The sequence below is a fragment of the Marinomonas maritima genome, assembly GCF_024435075.2.
Taxonomy (GTDB): domain Bacteria; phylum Pseudomonadota; class Gammaproteobacteria; order Pseudomonadales; family Marinomonadaceae; genus Marinomonas; species Marinomonas maritima.
In genome coordinates, this window is record NZ_JAMZEG020000002.1 from 653,928 (window position 1) to 672,431 (window position 18,504).

The following is an 18,504-nucleotide window of genomic DNA, read 5'->3' on the forward strand; positions in this document are numbered from 1 at the left end:
ATGTGACTCGATTTTTGGAAAACTAAGCGCAGGGCATTCCTCTTAACCAAGCTAGTATGGTGCTTCAGCTTAATTGCTTTTGCTATTTTCAAGCACCCTCTAGGTAGGGCTTCTATGTCTCATTTTCGTGTTCGTTATTAAACGCTTGAGTTTGATAAGACCGATATCCATGTACTTACTCGCCGTGATAAACAAGAGTTTTCAGACGACGATAACACCGCTTTCAATTTAAGGATTTCCTCAGCAGTTTGACCTTTGTTGAGTGTGATATGGTCATCAGGTGAGGTACTTGCTCATCTCATGTTTAAACATGAAGTGAAAGGGTTAAAGATATTAGAAGTAGGGTGTGGCATAGAGCTGGCAAGCTTGGTGTTGAACCATAGACTTGCTGATATAACAGCAACGGATTATCACCCTGAAGCGGGTAATTTTTTAAATGAAAATACCTTACTTATACCCATAGTCAGCGTAAATCGATTGATGCCTGTTATTTAACCGCGCTATTTAAAGGTCAGGTTTTAACGTATCAAAAAGGTCTGCTTTACCAATAAGTAATGGTAGCGACCGAGAAAAGATAAAACGCCCAGCATCATGCTGGGCGTTTTTTATGTTAATTATTCAGTTCTTATTAAGTCGTACTTTTTCTCGTTATAAAGCCAAGTACCTAATAAAGGATGCGCAATGGCTTGATTAATGATGTCTGAATCGATCTTATCTCTTGGCAATAGTGTTGAGTTTTCGTAGAGGAAGGTTTTTGGTGATTTTTGTGGCTGTAATATCACGACTTGGTTTCCCTTCATATAAGCTTGATTGTCGTTAAACTGCATGATGGCTCGTCCAATGTAGTTATCACTGACATTTGTCATATCTTGCCCAATCATCGGGTGGGTAGAATCCACTCCGATTAATGACAAAAGTGTTGGTGCTAAATCTATTTGGCTAGTGATTCGACTGTCTTGTTTAGGAGTAATGCCTTCTCCTAGAATAAGTGCCGGTATGTGAAAGCTTGGAATCGGCACTAAGTCTGAACGAGTGGTTCGAGCATCATGGTCAGCAACCACTAAGAATACGGTATCCTTCCAATAATTTTCTTTTTTGGCCAGTTTGAAAAAATGGCCAATGGCATGATCTGCGTATTTGACGGCGTTTTCTCGCGTGTTTTTCGGTGTGTTATAAAGTTTAATTTTGTTGTCTGGGAACTCATAAGGGTCGTGATTTGATGAGCTAAAAACAAGACTGAAAAAAGGCTTTCCAGATTTAGATTTAGTGACAAAGTCTTGGTTTGCTTTGCTGAAAAGGTCTTCATCACTCACACCCCAAGAACCTAAAAATTCAGGCTCCACAAAATCTTTTTCTTCGATGATAGAGTCAAGCCCGTTGCCTAGGAAAAACGTTTTCATGTTATCAAAGTGGGCGCCACCGCCGTATATGAAATTGGTGTCGTAACCTTGTCTGCCAAGCAATTTGGCGATAGTGAAAAAGTTTGTTTGAGAGTTAGGTAGTTTCACGGTGCTGCGCGCTGGTGTTGGTACAAAGCCAGTTATAACGGCCTCTATACCTCGAACGGAGCGAGTGCCGGTGGCGTACAAATTATTGAATGACCATCCTTCTGGTACTAATTTATCGTATTCAGGCGTTAAAGGAAGCCCGCCTAAGCTGCCAACAAATTGTGCACCCAAGCTTTCTTCAAGAATAATAACGAGGTTCTTAGGTCTATCAAAATGTCGCGTCGCTACCTGTTTATGCAGTGTAGGAAATTCAGAAGACGTAAATTGGGTTTTTTCCAACCCCATCGCTTTATGTATCTGCGTAATCACGTCGTCTTGTTTCATGTTGGGATATAGCTCAAAAGAACTGACTTCACCTGACATTTGACTAACGGCGTATAACAGAGAGTACGTAGAGTTCAACGTTAAGCTATTTACCAACGGATCATTCGTAAAAGCAGTGTAACTCGGATTAATGGCTCTATGCTGTAAGCTTGAGCGAGCTCCAAGAAATGCCAGAGTGAAAACAATGACGACTAAGACGGGTCGCTCGAACCATTTTGGTTGTGGATGGCTGAGGATGCTTTGCTTGCGGAAAAACTGATACGCCAAAATAATAGTAATGGTGGTGATCAATGACGTCATCAGTAGGGTGAGCTTATGACCCTCAATCAGCATGGAAAAAACTTCTTTTGGGTAGAGTAAGTATTCTACAAAAAGACGATTGGGTCTTAAGCTGTACTCTTCAATAAAAGCGGGGGTTGATGCTTCCATAAAAATAAGCAAAACAAAAACGCTGGTTAACCAGATTAGAGTAAGTGTATTCCAAACTCGATTTAGATAGGGAATACCCGAAATGAGTAAGCTAATGACGGCTGGGATACCGATTAAGTATGAAATTGAAGCGAGATCAATACGCAAACCAAAGCCCAATAAGGTTAGCCAATCGCCCATAGAATCGATGCGATCAAACTTCCAAGCCATTAAAAATATACGGCTGACTGTGAGACAAAAAAGTGTGAGTACTAAAAAAAATAGATACGGTTTAAGTGGAGAAATAAGACGCATTAATAGTTTTTTTGATTCGATCATGTGATATCTCTAAAGTAAGCAATATTCGCCTAATTTAGAGGAGGCAGAGTGTAAAAAAAGCCAACGACATTTTTTTCACATTATTTGTATTAGTGTTAACACCAAGCCACTCTGTCGTAATTCCTAATTTCCAAGGGAGCCTTCGGTCTCTTTTTTACGAAAACTCAAACCCACAAGCTCCTTTCTGTATACGTTTTCTCTATGAGGTCTAGTCTTTATTTCGATTGCCTCTGTTCAGTCTCTTCTTTACTCTTGATGTCATTGCTTTAGAAAGCCTTTCTCTGCCTAGGCTTGATTTTTTTGAGGCCTCTACGCTGAACCATTTTTCCCATAGGAAACTCCATGAACGAAATTCTAACGACGTTACAGCCGAATGCCATTTGGCGTCACTTTCAGACGTTATGTAATACGCCACGTCCTTCTTATTATGAGGCGGAATTACGAGATTCGTTGATTCAATGGGCGTCTAAATTGGGTTTAGAAACGTACGTTGATCCGGTGGGAAATTTGTTGATCCGTAAAGCGGCGTCTAAAGGGATGGAAGATAGGGCGACTGTGGTTCTTCAAGGCCATTTGGATATGGTGGCGCAGAAAGACGCGGATGTCGTTCATGATTTTACTAAAGACCCAATCGTGACTCAGGTTATTGACGGATGGGTGCATGCGACAGGCACTACGCTGGGGGCAGATAATGGTATTGGTGTGGCGGCCGCGTTGGCGGTGTTAGAGTCGACAGATTTGGCGCATGGGCCGATTGAGGCGCTTTTTACCATTGAAGAAGAAACAAGTTTACGTGGTGCGTTACAGTTAGAAGAAGGAATTCTGAAGGGCAAGATAATGCTTAATTTGGATTCCGAAGATCGCGGCGATGTTTACATTGGTTGTGCTGGTGGTGTGGATATTAATATCAAGAAAGGCTATCTGGCTGTGCCTGCGGGACGTGACAAAAAGGCCTTTAAGATTGCGGTGTCGGGTTTACGTGGTGGTCATTCTGGATTGGATATTCATAAAGGCCGTGCTAGCGCGAATGTATTAATTATCCGATTGTTGAACCTACTTAATGAACAATGTGAGTTTGGTTTGAGTTCATTTTCTGGTGGTACTCTACGTAATGCTATTTCTCGTGATGCCAATGCAACGATTAATGTAGCGTCAAAAGACGAAGCGGTTTTATTGGCTTTTATCTCTGAGTTTGAAAAAGCAACGCAGGCAGAATTTATCAGTACTGAAGCCAATTTGACGGTGAGTTTGGTGCCTGCTGAATTGGATTATGAGCTTGCAGCGAATGCTAAGAATGATTTGTTGAGTGCGATTTATTGCGCGCCTCATGGCGTGCATCGTATGAGTGCAGAATTGGAAGGCGTGACAGAGACATCGTGTAATCTTGGTGTGATTAACCTTTGTAATTCCAATGAAGGTGAAAAGGCGTTTGATGCTTGTTTGTTGGTTCGTTCACTGGTTGACTCCGCGGTGGAGCACCTTGCTTGTGGCGCGAAAGCGGCGTTTTCGTTGATTCAAGCGGAAGTGATGCTAGAAAACGGATACCCAGGTTGGCGCCCTGATCCAAAAGCGGGTTTGTTGAAACATTTCCTTGAAGTGCATAAAGCGGTAACGGGTCAGGAAGCGAATGTGAAAGTAATTCACGCAGGTTTAGAGTGTGGTGTGATTGGTGCGAAATACGCGGGCATGGAAATGGTGTCGTTTGGGCCAAACATTCGCGGTGCGCATTCCCCTACAGAGCGAATGGAAATTGATTCTGTGGCAGACTTCTGGAACTTATTAACGGCGTTGTTAGCGTCTACACCGAAAGCCTAGTTGGTTATCAACTTTCAATGATCCGTTATCGGTGATTGATGGAGGGTGATAGGAACCTAGTATAGATACAAAAAAGCAGAGTGCGATTAAATCGACTCTGCTTTTTTGTTTTTTTTATTCAGATTGTTTTCTTGAAAGCGTTTTAGTCTTCTATGATTCTTTAAACGAAATGGAGGCTAGGATTTTACGTTCGCCTTCAAATGGTTGGCGCGCGTGGAGTACAGCATGATTGTTGATCCAAAGTACATCGTCTTCTTGCCACTTAAAGTTGACGCAATTGTCACTCATTTCTTTGATCAATGCGTTCATGACAGTATCGTCCATTGGTTCGCCATCTGCGGTAGCAACCGCTTTTTTGCCGACATTACGAGAATCATCCCAGCCTGAGTAAACGGCGACAATGGAGTTGAAGAAAACTTTTTGCTGAGTTTCTTCATCATAGCGAATCGCTTGTAATACAGCGGTTTCGGTTTTTAAATTGCCATTGTCTAGCCATTCCCAGTTCATACCGGCTTCTTTCATTCGTGCTTCGGCGTCTTCCTTTGTGGTGACATTGAAGGTTTCTTTCCATGATCGGCCAATGGCAGAGCGGGTGTCTGTTACTTCTGGCATGACTCGGATGTAGCGAACACCTTGTTCCTCTACTTTTTTTGCAAACGTAGGGTTGAGGTCAAAAAATTTCTTACAAATCTCACCAGAATGCAAAATGGACGTGGCGCCGCCGGTTGTTGATGCTTTGTTGCAGTAAAAGAAGATGTAGCCTGGCGGAGTCGGGACTTGTGCCATCTCATGGTGAAATGGAATTGTCTCAGAAGCAGGGGATTCATTGGCTGTCACGATACGGGAAGCCGTTACTTGAGTTCGAGGTGCAGCACCGCCAACGTAAGGCATGTTTTTATAATCAGTTTGATCCAGCATCTTTTCGAAAAGATCAGACGAGCTCACAGGAAAGCCACGAAATAACACCGCCCCATGCTTGATTAATAAACCATGTAATTCCGCTTTGTTATTTTGAACCCACTGCAAAAAGCGCGTTTCATCTTGAGCCGTGCTTGCATTTTGAGGTGTTACTAATAACGGAAAATCCAACCCATTGACTTGTTTTTGTTCTTCTAGCTTGGAAATGATAACGCTCATGTTTGCTCCCATTTTAAAGATGGTTTGTTGGCAAAACCCTAGTCCCGTTAAGTCGGGGCTAGGGTGAATCTGTAAATCACTCTAATTAGAATATTAAAATAAGTAAATCAATAGTGAATGAATTAATGTTAAAAAAATCCATATATTTCATAAGATATTGATTTTAAAGTATTAAAAAATATCTATTTGAATTTCATTCTTAAAAGGAAAAGCCGTCATTTTGTAGTGTTACCGCTTGGCCTGTTTGTGCGGAATGTTGTGCAGCAAGGCCAATAACAACGGCTTTTAAGCCATCTTCAACGGATACATCAACAGGTGATCCTTGCGTGATGGCGTTAAAAAAACCTAGGTGTTGGTAATAGGTTGAGCCATTGTGATCGCCCGCTTCTAGCAATGTTTCATCAACTGGAATGTCGGCTTCAATGGGGCCTTTTGGATGACGAGGGCTTAACACTACTTTAGGAATAGGGGCAGGACCTAAGGTTTTTTCTGGCCAAAAACGACCTGGACCAGGTACAAAACATTCTATTTTAGCTTGTGGGCCAATAGCGCATATTTCTTCTTGATAACGAGAGCCTTCGGCAAACATATTAAGGTCAAGGCAAGCACGCTGACCACTGTTAAAATCGACGATGACATACGCATTGTCGATAATATCAGGTGTTTTTCCATCGTAGGTTTCATCAAGATGATTGTTGTCTTGTCCTGTGGAAGCGTAAACACGGGTTACTTCGGATTGGGTTAATAGGCGCATTAGGTCAAAAAAATGACAGCATTTTTCGACTAACGTACCGCCAGATTTTTCATTGAAGCGATTCCAGTCTTGTACTTTTTCTAGGAAAGGAAATCGATGCTCTCGGATGTTGAGCATTTTTAACGGGCCAATGTCGCCAGAGAGTATCTGCTTGCGAAACTGTGCAACGGGTGGCATGTAGCGATACTCCATCGCAACCCAAACCGGTGCTGGATGGTTGGCCGTGGCTTGCCTAACTTTTGCCACTTGGCTTAAATCGCTGACGACGGGTTTTTCAACTAAAATTGGTAACTTGGTTTGTGCAAATAATTGCAGCAATTGGTCTGCATGTTGATAATTTGGTGTGGTAATAACGAGAGCGTCAACCAAATTTGACGCGAGCATGGCTTCTAGTGAATCAAAAAAGCGGACATTTGGTACCAGTGCGGTACAACGTTGACGCATTTGTTCATCTGGTTCTGTGATGGCAACCACTTCTGCTCCTTCGATAAGAGCAATATTTCGCAAGTGTTCTTGGCCCATCATGCCGCAACCTAGCAAACCATAGCGCACAGACTTCTGCATTGTCGTAACCTCTTATTATTTTTGTTAATGATTGATTGTTGTGAATGTATGTCGGTCAATTGTTAGTGCCAACGAGCAAAGTAACGACATTTACTTGGGTCGTACCAAGTCAAAGAAAACTCTTCTACTTTCCCTTCGTTTGACCAACTGCGTCGTTGTACTCGTGGTATGACTTGTTGTGGCTTAAGCCCTAATTGTTTAGAGACCCAATCAGGCGCCTCTAAACAATCAATTTCATCTTCAACTCGACTGATCCAAAAGGAAAAGTTTTCACGGTAGTGAAGGTAAAGTGATTCATGCAAATCTTTTAATTTTAATGATGTTGCATGTGAATGACGAAACCATATCTGTTCAACGGCCACCAGTTGACGGTTCAGATAACGGGACCGGCGAATGCACCAAAGTTGCTTTGACGCTTCATCAGTTTTTAATTGCTCGAATACAAAAGGGTTGTTATCTATTTCTAAAGAAAGTGTATCTGCTGTTGGTACACCGCCGCCGCCAAGGAGCTCTAAATGAAAAAATTGATAGATGGCACGACTACCAGACACTCTTTTTATGTAGGTGCCAGACCCTTGGCGGCGCTCTAATAACCCATCTTCTTCCAGTTTTGCTAATGCCTTACGTAGTGTGCCAATGGCGACACCTAATGTGGCCGCTAAACTGGATTCTACAGGCAGCCGCTCCCCTGGAAGCCAATGACCAGCGGCAATTTCTCTGTGTAATAGCTCACCAATTTGAATATAAAGTGGTAACTGTTTTTTTGTTTTTTTATCAGTCACTTAGTTGCTCCGTTTTGAAAAATATACCGTTATTCTACAACTGAAGTGAGAGTAAGTAAGCTTATTATTGAGCGCTTTCATTAAGCAAAGGTGTGATTAATTTTTTACCTTAGCGTGTAAGTGAAAGCCTGTTTAGTGGCGTATTTCTAAATAAAACCACGTAATTAAAGAGCAATAAGCAAAATAAAGAAAAATTCATTCACTATTGATTTACATCAATAGAATACACTGATAATGTCAATATACAACTCTCTTTGGGTTTGCTCTTAACACTTGGTTTAGTAGAAACAGTGAAAAAAGCGAAGACGGGATGAGGTACTTACAATAAAAATAAAAGCCGCTTTTTTTGAACATAACCGGCTTAGCTATCAAAAATTTTGGAGGCATGGAAAATGCAAATGGTTCAACTCAGTCAATCGGATGTCCAATTAAGTCGCCTTGTTTATGGTGTGTGGCGTCTAGCGGATGCCGCTAATTTGTCTACCGCTCATGTCAGAGAAAAAATTGACCTTTGCCTAGATCAAGGCATTACGAGTTTTGATCATGCCGATATTTATGGTGATTACGAATGCGAACGTCTTTTCGGTAAAGCGTTAGAGCAGGATGCGAGCCTTCGCGCCAAAATGCAGTTGATTTCCAAGTGCGATATCGTCATTCCTTCAGATAAATTCCCGCAACGCCAAGTTAAGCATTACGACACCAGTGCTGTGTATATACAAAACAGTGTTGAGCAAAGCCTGAAAAATCTGCATACAGATTATTTAGATTTGTTACTTATTCACCGTCCAGATCCTTTTATGGATGCGGCTGAAACAGGTAAGGCGCTTGATGCGCTTATTGATTCTGGCAAAGTACGTGCGGTGGGTATCTCTAACTTCGAAGTGTGGGATTGGCGTTTGTTGCAATCACACATGAAGCATCCATTGGTTGTGAATCAAATTGAAATGAGCTTGCTCAATCAAAGCGCTTTTACGAACGGTAACCTATCCGCCATTCAATTAGACGGCTTGACGCCGATGGCATGGTCGCCTTTATCGGGTGGCGCGTTGTTCCAACAGACTGCTGAGACAGCAAGGTTAGCGCCTATTTTCGATCGAATTTGTCAGCAGCAAAATTGCTCAATGGATCAGGTGGCGGTTGCTTGGTTGCTGGCGCATCCTGCTAATATTTTGCCTATTGTTGGAACGAATCATCCTGATCGTATTAAAACCTTATCAAAAGCGATGGACATTCAAATAGATCGCGAAACATGGTTTGAATTACTGACTGCTGCCGCAGGCCATGAAGTACCTTAGGGGAAAGTTCAGTAAGAGTACTTTTCGAAAAATCAGGGTGCTCTCTAGAAAAAAACCGCTACATTAGTTGTTGAATGACCGTTGTGTTCGCCTTCTAGTGTAGAGGTATTATAAAAATAAAAATAATACTTCCATGGAGCAAAAGATGATCATTTTGCAAAGATTTGTTCACTATTTAGCAAAACTAAATGAAGTGATTGGGCTTGTTGGTCGCAACATTGCTTGGGTACTGGTGAGTGCCATGATTAGCGTCATTCTGTTACAGGTCTTCTGCCGTTATGTTCTTAATAATGCGCTACCTTGGCCAGAAGAAGTAGCTAGGGCACTGATGATATGGATGATGGCGGTTGTTGCTGGTGAGGCTTATAGAAAAGGCTCTTTTGTTGCCATCGACATGTTGATATTTGCTCTTCCTGAGCGTGCCTCTCGAATTTTAAAACTGCTGTTATTTATTTGCGCCGGAATCGTCCTTTATAAATTAGTGACTCTGGGAATAGATTTCTTTGAACGTGGCTTTCGCGCTAGAGCAGCAACGATCCATATTTCTAGAGCTTGGATTTATTTGGCCATGCCTGTCTGCTTCTTCACTATGCTGTTAGCCAATATAGAGCTTTGTTTGCGAGAAATTGGCTGTCTTTTAGGGGATAAGAAAGATTTTGAATTAAGCGTCTCTGATGGTCCTGCACCTGCTAGCGCAGAGTAATTCTCCGTGTTTAATATGATACATAGACTCAAACAATAATAAGAGATACATACTATGTTAGCGCTATTTTTACCTTTGTTTTTAATTCTTTTATTGATTGGTATGCCGGTATTTTTTGCTATGTTGGCAGCCCCCGGTGTGCTTTTATTTTCAACGGGGATGGAGCGTGACCTTTCCTTGTTGTTTAGAAATATCTACAACGGCATTGACTCTTTTCCCTTGATGGCGATCCCATTTTTCATGTTGGCGGGAGAGCTAATGAATAAGGGAGGAATTACGCTTAATTTGGTGAATTTTTCTCAGTCTTTCATTGGCCATGTTCGTGGCGGCTTGGCTCACGTTAATATCTTATCGAGTATGTTATTTGCTGGTATGTCTGGTTCGGCGGTAGCGGATACGTCTGCCATTGGGTCGATGATGATCCCTGCGATGGAAAAAAATGGTTACAGCCGTAAGTTTGCTGCTGCCATTACGGCGGCATCTTCAGTCATCGGTCCGATTATTCCACCTTCTGGCATTATGATTATTTATGCTTACACCATGGAAGTGTCTGTGGCCGCTTTATTTGCTGCGGGAATAGTCCCAGGAATTTTGGTGGGCGTTTCACTCATGATTATGGTGGCGCTGATGGCTAAAAAATACGACTTTCCTGTCGCGGGACCAAAGTCCAGTTGGAAAGAGCGAGGCCATGCTACTCGGCATGCTATTTTGCCTTTATTTGCGCCTGTAATCATTTTAGGTGGCATCATTGGTGGAATATTTACACCGACTGAAGCGTCTGCTGTCGCGACGGTATATGCGCTGATTATCAGTGTTTGGGTCATGAAAACCGTCACCTTGAAGGATCTACCGAGCATCTTTGTTAAAGGCGCAAAAGCGTCAGCGGTAGTACTCCTTCTTGTGGGCTCGGCTATTGCTTTTAAAACGGTGGTAAGCCTTTCGCACAGTGCTGAAATACTGGCGGATTGGGTATTAACCATCAGTGAAAATCCATTGATTCTTCTGTTCTTGATTAACATCTTATTGTTTATCGTGGGTATGTTTCTTGATGCCGGCCCTGCCATTATTATTTTAGGTCCCATCTTAGGCCCTATCTTTATTAGCTTAGGCATAGATCCCGTTCATTTCGCTATTATTATGAGTGTGAATTTAACGGTAGGTTTAGCAACTCCACCCATGGGGCTGGTGTTATTTGTCGCCTCCAGTGTTTCTGGTGAACGTATCGAAGCCATTTCAAAAGCCATATTGCCCTTCCTTGCCGTCGAGGTTGTGGTGATCTTTTTAATCACTTTTTTCCCCGCTCTGTCCATGACCGTTCCTAGATTGTTAGGTTTGGTCGCAGGATAGTAGTAATAATCAAAACGTAAAATAAAAATAACAAAAGAGGACAACTCAATGTTCATGAAAACCAAAATCAATAACGTGATTGCCGCTACATTAATTGGTGCTGGAGTACTGCTTAGCGGTGCTGTCCAAGCCGCTGACTTTAATCTACGTGCTGTTGCCAACTCAAATGAAAACGATGAAGACTACGATGGATTGGTTGTTTTCAAAGACTTCATTGAGTCCCATTCAAATGGCCGTATTGCCATAGATATTTACATGGGAACGCAGTTGTGCGGTAACGGTGTGGAATGTCTTGAGGCGTTAGAATATGGCTCGGTTGACGTTTATATTTCCACCTCTGGTGGCGCGGCTTCCATGTACCCTTATGTACAAGTATTGGATTTGCCGTATTTATTACCTGATGATCGCGTGGCTGAAAGAGTATTGGAAGGGGACTTTACCCGTGAGTTGCGTAAACAGATTTTAGCTGATTCAGGTAACAGTGTTCGTCTCATGACCATTGGCAACACGGGCGGCTGGCGTAACTTTGCCAATACAAAGCGTACGGTTAAAACACCAGCGGATTTGAATGGTTTGAAAATGCGTACTGTGGTTGCAGATTTACCTCAAGAGTTAGTGCGTGCTATGGGCGCAAGTCCAACACCGATTCCTTGGGGTGATTTGTTTACATCGTTCCAAACTGGTGTTGTAGAAGGCTCTAAAAACGGCATTACCGATATCATGGGGATGAAGTTTACGGAAGCAGGCTTAAAATACTTGACGCTTGATGGGCATGCCTACATGTCTGCACTTTGGTATATGAACAACGACGCGTTTATGGACATGCCTGAAGATTTACGCCGCGTAATGGTTGATGGTTTTAGTGCCTTGCAACAAGCTACTTTTGCATCGCCAAAACGCAAGTCGATAAAAGCGTATCAAGATTTTGCCAACACCGGCGGTATACTTTATGTGCCAACTCCAGATGAAAAGGCGCAATTTAAAAAATCGGCAGAACCGGTTTACAGCTGGTTCAAGGGCAACATACAAGATGGTGATAAGTGGTTTAACTTATTATCTGCATCCGCAGCGAAAGCGGAAAAAGAAATTGCAGCAGAATACGCTAAAGATTTGAAATAAATCTAAAGCGTTGTTCAATTATAAAAGAGGCCATAAGACCTCTTAGGTTACTGACAAAGTCCTCGCCATCTTGCGGGGATTTTTTTATGCTGGTAGCAGGCTAAAAAACCGCTTACTGTTATTCTCTTTTCATCTTTCGCCAGCGATTATTTATCGCTGAACGTGACGTTCGTTGTCACGGAGGCATGCTTTAGGTGGTTATGATTTTTTGTTGATACACGCACTTCCTGAGGCCGTATTTCTGATGACCAGTTAGGAATGTTGCCTTTTGTCTTATAGGGAAGGAGAGGGAAGGAGAATGTGCCATAATAGCGGCATCTTAGAAAAGTTGGATTAAACGATGAGTTCGCAAGCGAGATCAATAAATCTGGATGGGAAGATGATCGAGGCGAACGATGGTGATAATTTGCTGACGTCTTTGCTTTTACACCATATCGATGTGCTTTATGGTTGCCGTGCCGGTGCGTGCGGTGCGTGTCGTTTGTACGATCAAACGAATTGTGAATCCATCTTATCCTGCCAAACCCATATTACATCACCTATGGTGCTGTCCACGCTGTTGCCTTCTGTTTTTTCAACGTTTTCCCTTATGACAAAAAACGTGTTGGATGATGCCAATATTGAGCTGACCTTACTAGGTCCAAGTGATGAATCCTTTGGTGATCATGTTGCCGTTTCTGTCTCGCTAGAAGATGACAAAACATTTGTTGAATGTATGGCGTTGAATCCTGCGGGCACACCATTGAAAGTGATGCTGCAAGAAAATCAGTTTTCAGCCATTGAATGGCAACATGTCTTAGCGCTGGACCTTGATGATCCACTGCAAGTTCAGCTTTCTTCTGGTGCCAGAAAAGGGCGCTTATTGCATGAAATGGGAGTGAATGATGGCAGCGTTGTGGTGATCACGTCGCCAGAAAATGCGCCGTTCGAATCCTATTGGCGTGATGCATTGGCGGATTATTCGGCTAAGTATTTGGGGCATTTTTCATTGTCGTCGAACCCAGAGCCTAGTATGAGTTTGGCAGATGAGGCGTTTATTTCTTTTCTCAGAGACGCGCCTGCCAATGTGGGAAGTGGCATTTTACAGATTATTTATCATGGCCAAAAAATCTCAACGAAAGATTGGGAACAATCGCTTCGCCCTTTGAGAATTCGAACGAATCAGCTGTATTTTGTTCGTTAATTTTATTAGACCTTTTTGTTTTTCTGCTTTTTATTCAATGGATTTTATCAATGAAAATTCTTCACACTTCTGATTGGCATCTTGGTCAGCATTTTATGGGAAAATCCCGCCGCGATGAGCATAAGGCATTTATTGCTTGGTTGTTGGCGCTGCTGGACAGTGAATCCATTGATGCAGTGATTATAGCAGGCGATATTTTTGATACGGGATCACCGCCAAGTTATGCGCGAGAAATGTACCATCAGTTGGTATTAGACATGAAGGCGCGTGAGTGTCAGTTGGTCATTGTGGCGGGTAATCATGATTCGGTGAGTATGCTCAATGAGTCGAAAAGTCTGCTTTCTTATCTAAATACTCAAGTGTCGAGTCAAGCGAATCTTGATGACCTTGAGTCTCATGTTATTGCGCTTAAAGATAAAAATGGTGAGGTAGCGGCATGGGTGTGTGCTGTACCATATTTACGTCCAAAAGATGTAATGAAGAGTGCTGCGGGTCAATCTGAACAAGATAAGAAGCTCGGTCTGTTGCAACGCATTGGTGATTTTTATCAGCAGGTGTTTGAACTTGCCTGCGAGAAAAATACAGCGCTTAAGCAACCTGTGCCGATTATTGGAACCGGTCATCTTACGGCAATGGGCGGACAAGTGAGCGAGTCGGTTCGTGACCTTTATGTCGGTACGCTGGAAGCCTTGCCGACGTCTGTTTTCCCTAAATTTGATTACCTTGCTCTTGGTCATATTCACCGTGCGCAAGCGATTACCAAAGATGGCTGCTTTCGATACAGTGGCTCACCGATTCCTTTAAGTTTTGATGAGTTGGGTCGAGATAAGTCCTTGGTTGTTATTGATACCTCGGCCTTCGGTGATCAAATGTTAGCAATGGATCTTTTCGATGAGCGACAAGAACCAATTCAACTTCATACCATTCCAAGCTTTCAGCCGATACAAAGCCTAAAAGGCAATTTGAAAGACGTACTAAAGCAGATTACCGACCTTCAATTGGCTGAGTCAAAGACAAAAGAGGGCTCTTTTCTTGAAGGTAAGAGCCTTTGGTTAGAAGTCACAGTGATTGCGGATGAATATTTAAGCGATGTACATAAGCGACTGGTAGAAGCCATAGAAGGCAAACCCATTGAGCTGCTTAGAGTCATGCGAAAAAGTGTAGTGGAAGCAAAGAGGGATGCTTTTGAATCGCGTCAAACTTTGTCTGAATTGACAGTAAAAGAGGTTTTTGAGAAAAGCTTGCAGGGCAATGCTGACATTGATGAAGAAGAAAGCGTGATATTAACCAATTTGTTTAATCACTGTTTGATCGAGATGGAAGAAAGCCAGGAGCAGCAAGTATGAAAATTTGTAAGCTCCGACTGAAAAACATCAATTCCTTAAAAGGCGAATGGGAAATCGATTTCACCAAAGCGCCGTTTGACGACGCGGGTGTGTTTGCCATTGTGGGGCCAACAGGTTCTGGGAAATCCACGTTATTGGATGCAATTTGTTTGGCTTTGTATCATGAAACGCCGCGCTTAAAAGTGTCGCCAAGCCAGAATGAACTCATGACGCGTCATACCGCGGAATGTCTTGCGGAAGTTGAATTTGAAATTAAAGGCAAGGGCTACCGAGCGTTTTGGGGGCAACGTCGTGCGCGTGGAAACAGTGATGGTAAATTACAGCCCATGACATGCGAGTTGTGTGAGATAGACGGCACCATTATTACGACTAAAATAAACGAAAAAATCGATAAAATTGCCGAAATTACAGGGTTGGATTTTTCACGTTTTACCAAGTCCATGCTACTTGCTCAAGGTGGTTTTTCGGCTTTTTTGAACGCGTCCGCCAATGACAGAGCAGAATTGTTGGAAGAGTTAACCGGCACAGAAATCTATGGGCAAGTGTCTAAATGGGTGTTTGAAAAGCACAAAGCAGAACGCCAAAAAATTGCACAGTTGGAAGCCATTAATGCACAACGGCAATTAATGAGCGAAGACGCTCTGCAAGCGCTTATCGAACAAGAAACGACCTTGGCTGTAGAAGATAAAAAGCTGTCTGACAATCTAAGGGAGCATAAGACAAACTTTGAGTGGCGTCAGACAGAATCGAACCTTGTAAAGCAGTTAGCGACCAGTAAGCAACGCAATGAAGACGCGATCACTGCATTGGCGGATTTCAAACCAAAACAAGACGCATTAGAAAAAGCCGATGTTGCGAACAAACTTCGCCCTCAGAATGAAAGTTTGAAAGACATTCAGCGCCGAAAGATGGAGCTTGAGTGTGAGCAGGCGGAAGTCTCACAGAAACACCTTGAGCAAAATCAGGTGATTGAACAGCTCGATGTTCATACCAAGAGTGTAAAGCAAACATTTGAAGCACAGACCCAAATATGGGAAGCGCTTAACGAAGACATTGCTAACATTATTCAGCCGCTGATTTCTCGTCGAGAGAGTGTCAATGAACAGCTTACCGAGACCAATAATCGACGTGTTTCGATTGAACAAAAACACCGTGAAAGTCTGAATGCGTTAGAACAGCAGAAGCAAAAACGCCACGAAAGTACATTAGCTTATGGAGGCAATCAGCAGCGTTTGTTACAATGGCAGGCTCCAGAGAAAATAGAAGCACAACTGTCGAATTGGCAATATCAACAATCGTCTATTCAGGCTCAAGATCAGGATTTGACTCGAATCGCTGCGGAAGTTTCATCTGCACAAGCTGCGCTAGATTCTGCGTTGAGTCACTTTGCCGCCGGTAAAACGGCGTTAGAGAAACAAACCAATCATACCGCTACGTTTGAGCAACAATTGAATGTGATTGTTGAGGCGTTCTATGTTGTGTCGTCTGGGCGCGAGCTGAATGAATGGCAAGATCATTTTCGAAGTTTGGATATTAGGCAGCAAAAAGCCGCTGAGCTTGTGCTTCGTTATGAGTCTTCTCAAGGTAAGCGTCAACAAGTTCAGCAAATTGATGATTCAATTCAGGCATTAGTGACTCAGCTTACTCAACAAGGCGAGCAACTTGTAGAGCAAAGGCAAGCCTACAAAGAGAAACATGCGCATTGCATGGATTTGGCCAAGCTGGTGGACGCTGAACGACATATTGTATCGTTGAACGAATTACGACAATCAATGGGTAAACACGACGCTTGTCCGTTGTGTGGTTCTCATGAACACGACCTTGGCCAAGCTCTGCATCAAGAGGTGAATGTCGAAAACCAAATGCGATTGCAGCAATTACAGTCTGAATTGGATGCGTTGGTGCAAGCTGGGCAAGCACTTAAAGCCGATCAAAAGGTTGTCGAGCGCGAGCAGGAAATGCGCCATGACCAGCGTCTTGTGTTAGTAAAGGAATTGTCGACCGCAGAAAACGAATTGTTGTCGATGTTAAATGATTTGATGTCTTTAGCAAATGTGAGTGAAAGTAGTCCGCTGCAAGCGTTCGATGTGAGTCGCATGTCTTCTTGTGTGTCCGACATTCAGCACGAGTGGCAGGGTGTGTTTGAGCTCAACCAAGTGGTGTTGGAAAAACATCAGCAACGAACTGCGTTGGAGCAGGCATTCACCAGCGCCAATACTCAAATGCAACAGATGGCGCAAGACCTTCAGCAGCTGGAGTTTCAAGGCCGTTCTCTTCGTCAAACACTTGAATCAAAACAGTCGGAATATCAAAAAATAGTCACTGAGAAAGACCGTATTGAACAAGCGCTGATGGCTTCGATGATTGCATCTGATGTGCCTGAGCGTTATCTGGCGTCACCCTTGGCGGAATCCTTGTCTGCATTGCAAACGTCCTTGCAGTTATGGCGAGATGCGAAAGTGAATCATGATGCGCAAGCGAAGCAAATCGAACAGCTTGGTTATGAAATTTTGGTGCTAGAAGGTCGACTGAAAGAAGGCGATGCTCAAGTAAATGAAGTGGTGCTTAAAGCAAACGGATTACGTGATGAGTTGGATAAAATAGACGCGGCATTGTTTGAAAAGCTGGCTGGGAAATCTTTGTCGGACGTACGATCCGATGCGCAAGCGGCATTGGCAGAAAAACGAATAGGCTACGAAGCGGCGTTGAAAGAGCGTGATCGCGTTCAGGAAGCATTGACGACCTTGTCAGCGACGTTAAAAGCCCTCGAAAAATCCTTAGGTTCTTTGCATAAAGAGTTCGAATTGGCTGTATCTGCGTGGCAAATTGCGTTGCAAGAAAAAGGCTTTAGTGAAGAGCAGGATTGGCTATTGGCGTGTTTGACGGATGCTGATTTGAAAGTCTTGCAAGACATGTCTGTCGTATTGAAAGACACGATGATTCGACAAGCGGCTTTGCTAACACAATCGGAAGACGCATTGCTTGATCACACGAATCAAAAACCGACTAATGAGTTGATAGGCAGTGACTCACTGGACAATACCTCACTGGATGAGCTGCTGGCTTTGGTCGAGACGCTCGAGGCGCAGCGACAACAATTGAATCGACATTTGGGTGAGGTGTCGCAGAAAATACGCGAAGAAACGCAGCGGCGAGAGCAAGCTAAAGCGTCGGTGGAAGAACTAGGTGCTCTGCGCGATGGAATGATTCATTTAGATCGTTTGAATCATTTGATTGGTTCGGCAGACGGCGCGAAGTTCCGTCGCTTTGCACAAAGTCTCACATTGGATCATTTGGTGTATTTAGCTAATCAGCATTTGAATATTCTGCATCGACGCTATCAGCTTATGAGGCACGAAGAGGCCTTATCGTTGGCGGTAGTGGACACATGGCAGGCGGATGTGACACGTGATACCAAAACCCTTTCAGGCGGTGAGTCTTTTCTCGTTAGTTTGGCGTTGGCATTGGCGTTGTCTGATTTGGTGTCCCATAAAACTAGCATTGATTCTCTATTTTTAGACGAAGGCTTTGGCACATTGGACAGTGAGACATTGGAGTCGGCACTCGATGCTTTGGACAACCTTCATTCTTCAGGTAAAACTATTGGGATTATCAGTCATATTAGTGCGCTGAAGGAGCGTATTCCGGTGCAGATAAAATTAACCAAGCAAAGTGGGTTGGGCGTGAGTCGTTTGTCACCTGAATTTGCGGTTTATACTGTGGATGAATGAGAATTTTTATCGTTTTTTAATGGTGCAAAAGTTTTCCCCAGATTAATGGGAACAAGTCTGTAAGTAAGTTGTAAAAGATTAACTAAATCAAAAGGTTAATCTTTCGTTCATTATTGCTCATTTTACGTTATTCTTAGCACTATAAGGGA

General features: G+C 43.1%; 13 protein-coding genes. 9 read left to right on the forward strand and 4 right to left on the reverse strand.

Translation table 11 applies throughout. From position 1 onward, the window contains the following. Positions 1 to 300: 300 nt before the first annotated feature. A complete protein-coding gene (locus M3I01_RS09100) occupies positions 301 to 495 on the forward strand; it encodes a class I SAM-dependent methyltransferase (RefSeq protein WP_255895496.1) in 195 nt (64 codons plus the stop codon). Between the two features lie 119 nt (positions 496 to 614). Here the strand turns inward: M3I01_RS09100 and M3I01_RS09105 are convergent, their stop codons facing one another. After that, the gene (locus tag M3I01_RS09105; protein ID WP_255895497.1) at positions 615 to 2,579 is read right to left on the reverse strand and encodes an LTA synthase family protein; all 1,965 of its coding nucleotides are present in this window, start codon (positions 2,577 to 2,579) and stop codon (positions 615 to 617) included. A 342-nt stretch (positions 2,580 to 2,921) separates the two neighbouring features. On the opposite strand from M3I01_RS09105, the gene M3I01_RS09110 reads away from it, so the two are divergent. Continuing rightward, entirely contained in the window at positions 2,922 to 4,394 is a 1,473-nt protein-coding gene (locus M3I01_RS09110; protein ID WP_255895498.1) for an aminoacyl-histidine dipeptidase, read from the forward strand. 150 nt (positions 4,395 to 4,544) lie between these two features. Here M3I01_RS09110 and M3I01_RS09115 read toward each other — a convergent pair whose 3' ends face one another. The 3 genes from M3I01_RS09115 to M3I01_RS09125 form a co-directional block, all read right to left on the reverse strand. Continuing rightward, entirely contained in the window at positions 4,545 to 5,531 is a 987-nt protein-coding gene (locus M3I01_RS09115) for a TauD/TfdA family dioxygenase (protein WP_255895502.1), read from the reverse strand. A gap of 199 nt (positions 5,532 to 5,730) precedes the next feature. Continuing rightward, entirely contained in the window at positions 5,731 to 6,849 is a 1,119-nt protein-coding gene (locus M3I01_RS09120; protein WP_255895503.1) for a Gfo/Idh/MocA family protein, read from the reverse strand. A 62-nt stretch (positions 6,850 to 6,911) separates the two neighbouring features. After that, on the reverse strand, positions 6,912 to 7,631 hold the full coding sequence (locus M3I01_RS09125; protein WP_255895504.1) for a GntR family transcriptional regulator: 720 nt from the start codon (positions 7,629 to 7,631) through the stop codon (positions 6,912 to 6,914). 398 nt (positions 7,632 to 8,029) lie between these two features. Here M3I01_RS09125 and M3I01_RS09130 point away from each other — a divergent pair, with 398 nt between their 5' ends. The 7 genes from M3I01_RS09130 to M3I01_RS09160 all read left to right on the forward strand — a co-directional run bounded on the left by M3I01_RS09130 (position 8,030) and on the right by M3I01_RS09160 (position 18,355). After that, positions 8,030 to 8,926, forward strand: coding sequence for an aldo/keto reductase (locus M3I01_RS09130; protein ID WP_255895505.1), 897 nt, complete (start codon positions 8,030 to 8,032; stop codon positions 8,924 to 8,926). Between the two features lie 145 nt (positions 8,927 to 9,071). Then, positions 9,072 to 9,629 carry a TRAP transporter small permease gene (locus tag M3I01_RS09135; RefSeq protein ID WP_255895506.1) on the forward strand — a complete coding sequence of 186 codons (558 nt, stop codon included), beginning with the start codon at positions 9,072 to 9,074 and terminating at the stop codon, positions 9,627 to 9,629. A gap of 54 nt (positions 9,630 to 9,683) precedes the next feature. Further along, complete coding sequence (locus tag M3I01_RS09140) at positions 9,684 to 10,976, forward strand: TRAP transporter large permease (RefSeq protein ID WP_275565041.1); 1,293 nt, start codon at positions 9,684 to 9,686, stop codon at positions 10,974 to 10,976. A 48-nt stretch (positions 10,977 to 11,024) separates the two neighbouring features. After that, positions 11,025 to 12,095: a TRAP transporter substrate-binding protein gene (locus M3I01_RS09145; RefSeq protein WP_255895507.1), complete on the forward strand. Its 1,071-nt coding sequence runs from the start codon at positions 11,025 to 11,027 to the stop codon at positions 12,093 to 12,095. Positions 12,096 to 12,474: 379 nt separating this feature from the next. After that, on the forward strand, positions 12,475 to 13,278 hold the full coding sequence (locus M3I01_RS09150; RefSeq protein WP_275565042.1) for a 2Fe-2S iron-sulfur cluster-binding protein: 804 nt from the start codon (positions 12,475 to 12,477) through the stop codon (positions 13,276 to 13,278). 50 nt (positions 13,279 to 13,328) lie between these two features. After that, positions 13,329 to 14,624 carry an exonuclease subunit SbcD gene (gene sbcD / locus M3I01_RS09155; RefSeq protein ID WP_255895510.1) on the forward strand — a complete coding sequence of 432 codons (1,296 nt, stop codon included), beginning with the start codon at positions 13,329 to 13,331 and terminating at the stop codon, positions 14,622 to 14,624. Further along, the gene (locus tag M3I01_RS09160; RefSeq protein ID WP_255895512.1) at positions 14,621 to 18,355 is read left to right on the forward strand and encodes an AAA family ATPase; all 3,735 of its coding nucleotides are present in this window, start codon (positions 14,621 to 14,623) and stop codon (positions 18,353 to 18,355) included. The genes sbcD and M3I01_RS09160 overlap by 4 nt, the downstream gene beginning before the upstream one ends. Positions 18,356 to 18,504: the final 149 nt, after the last annotated feature.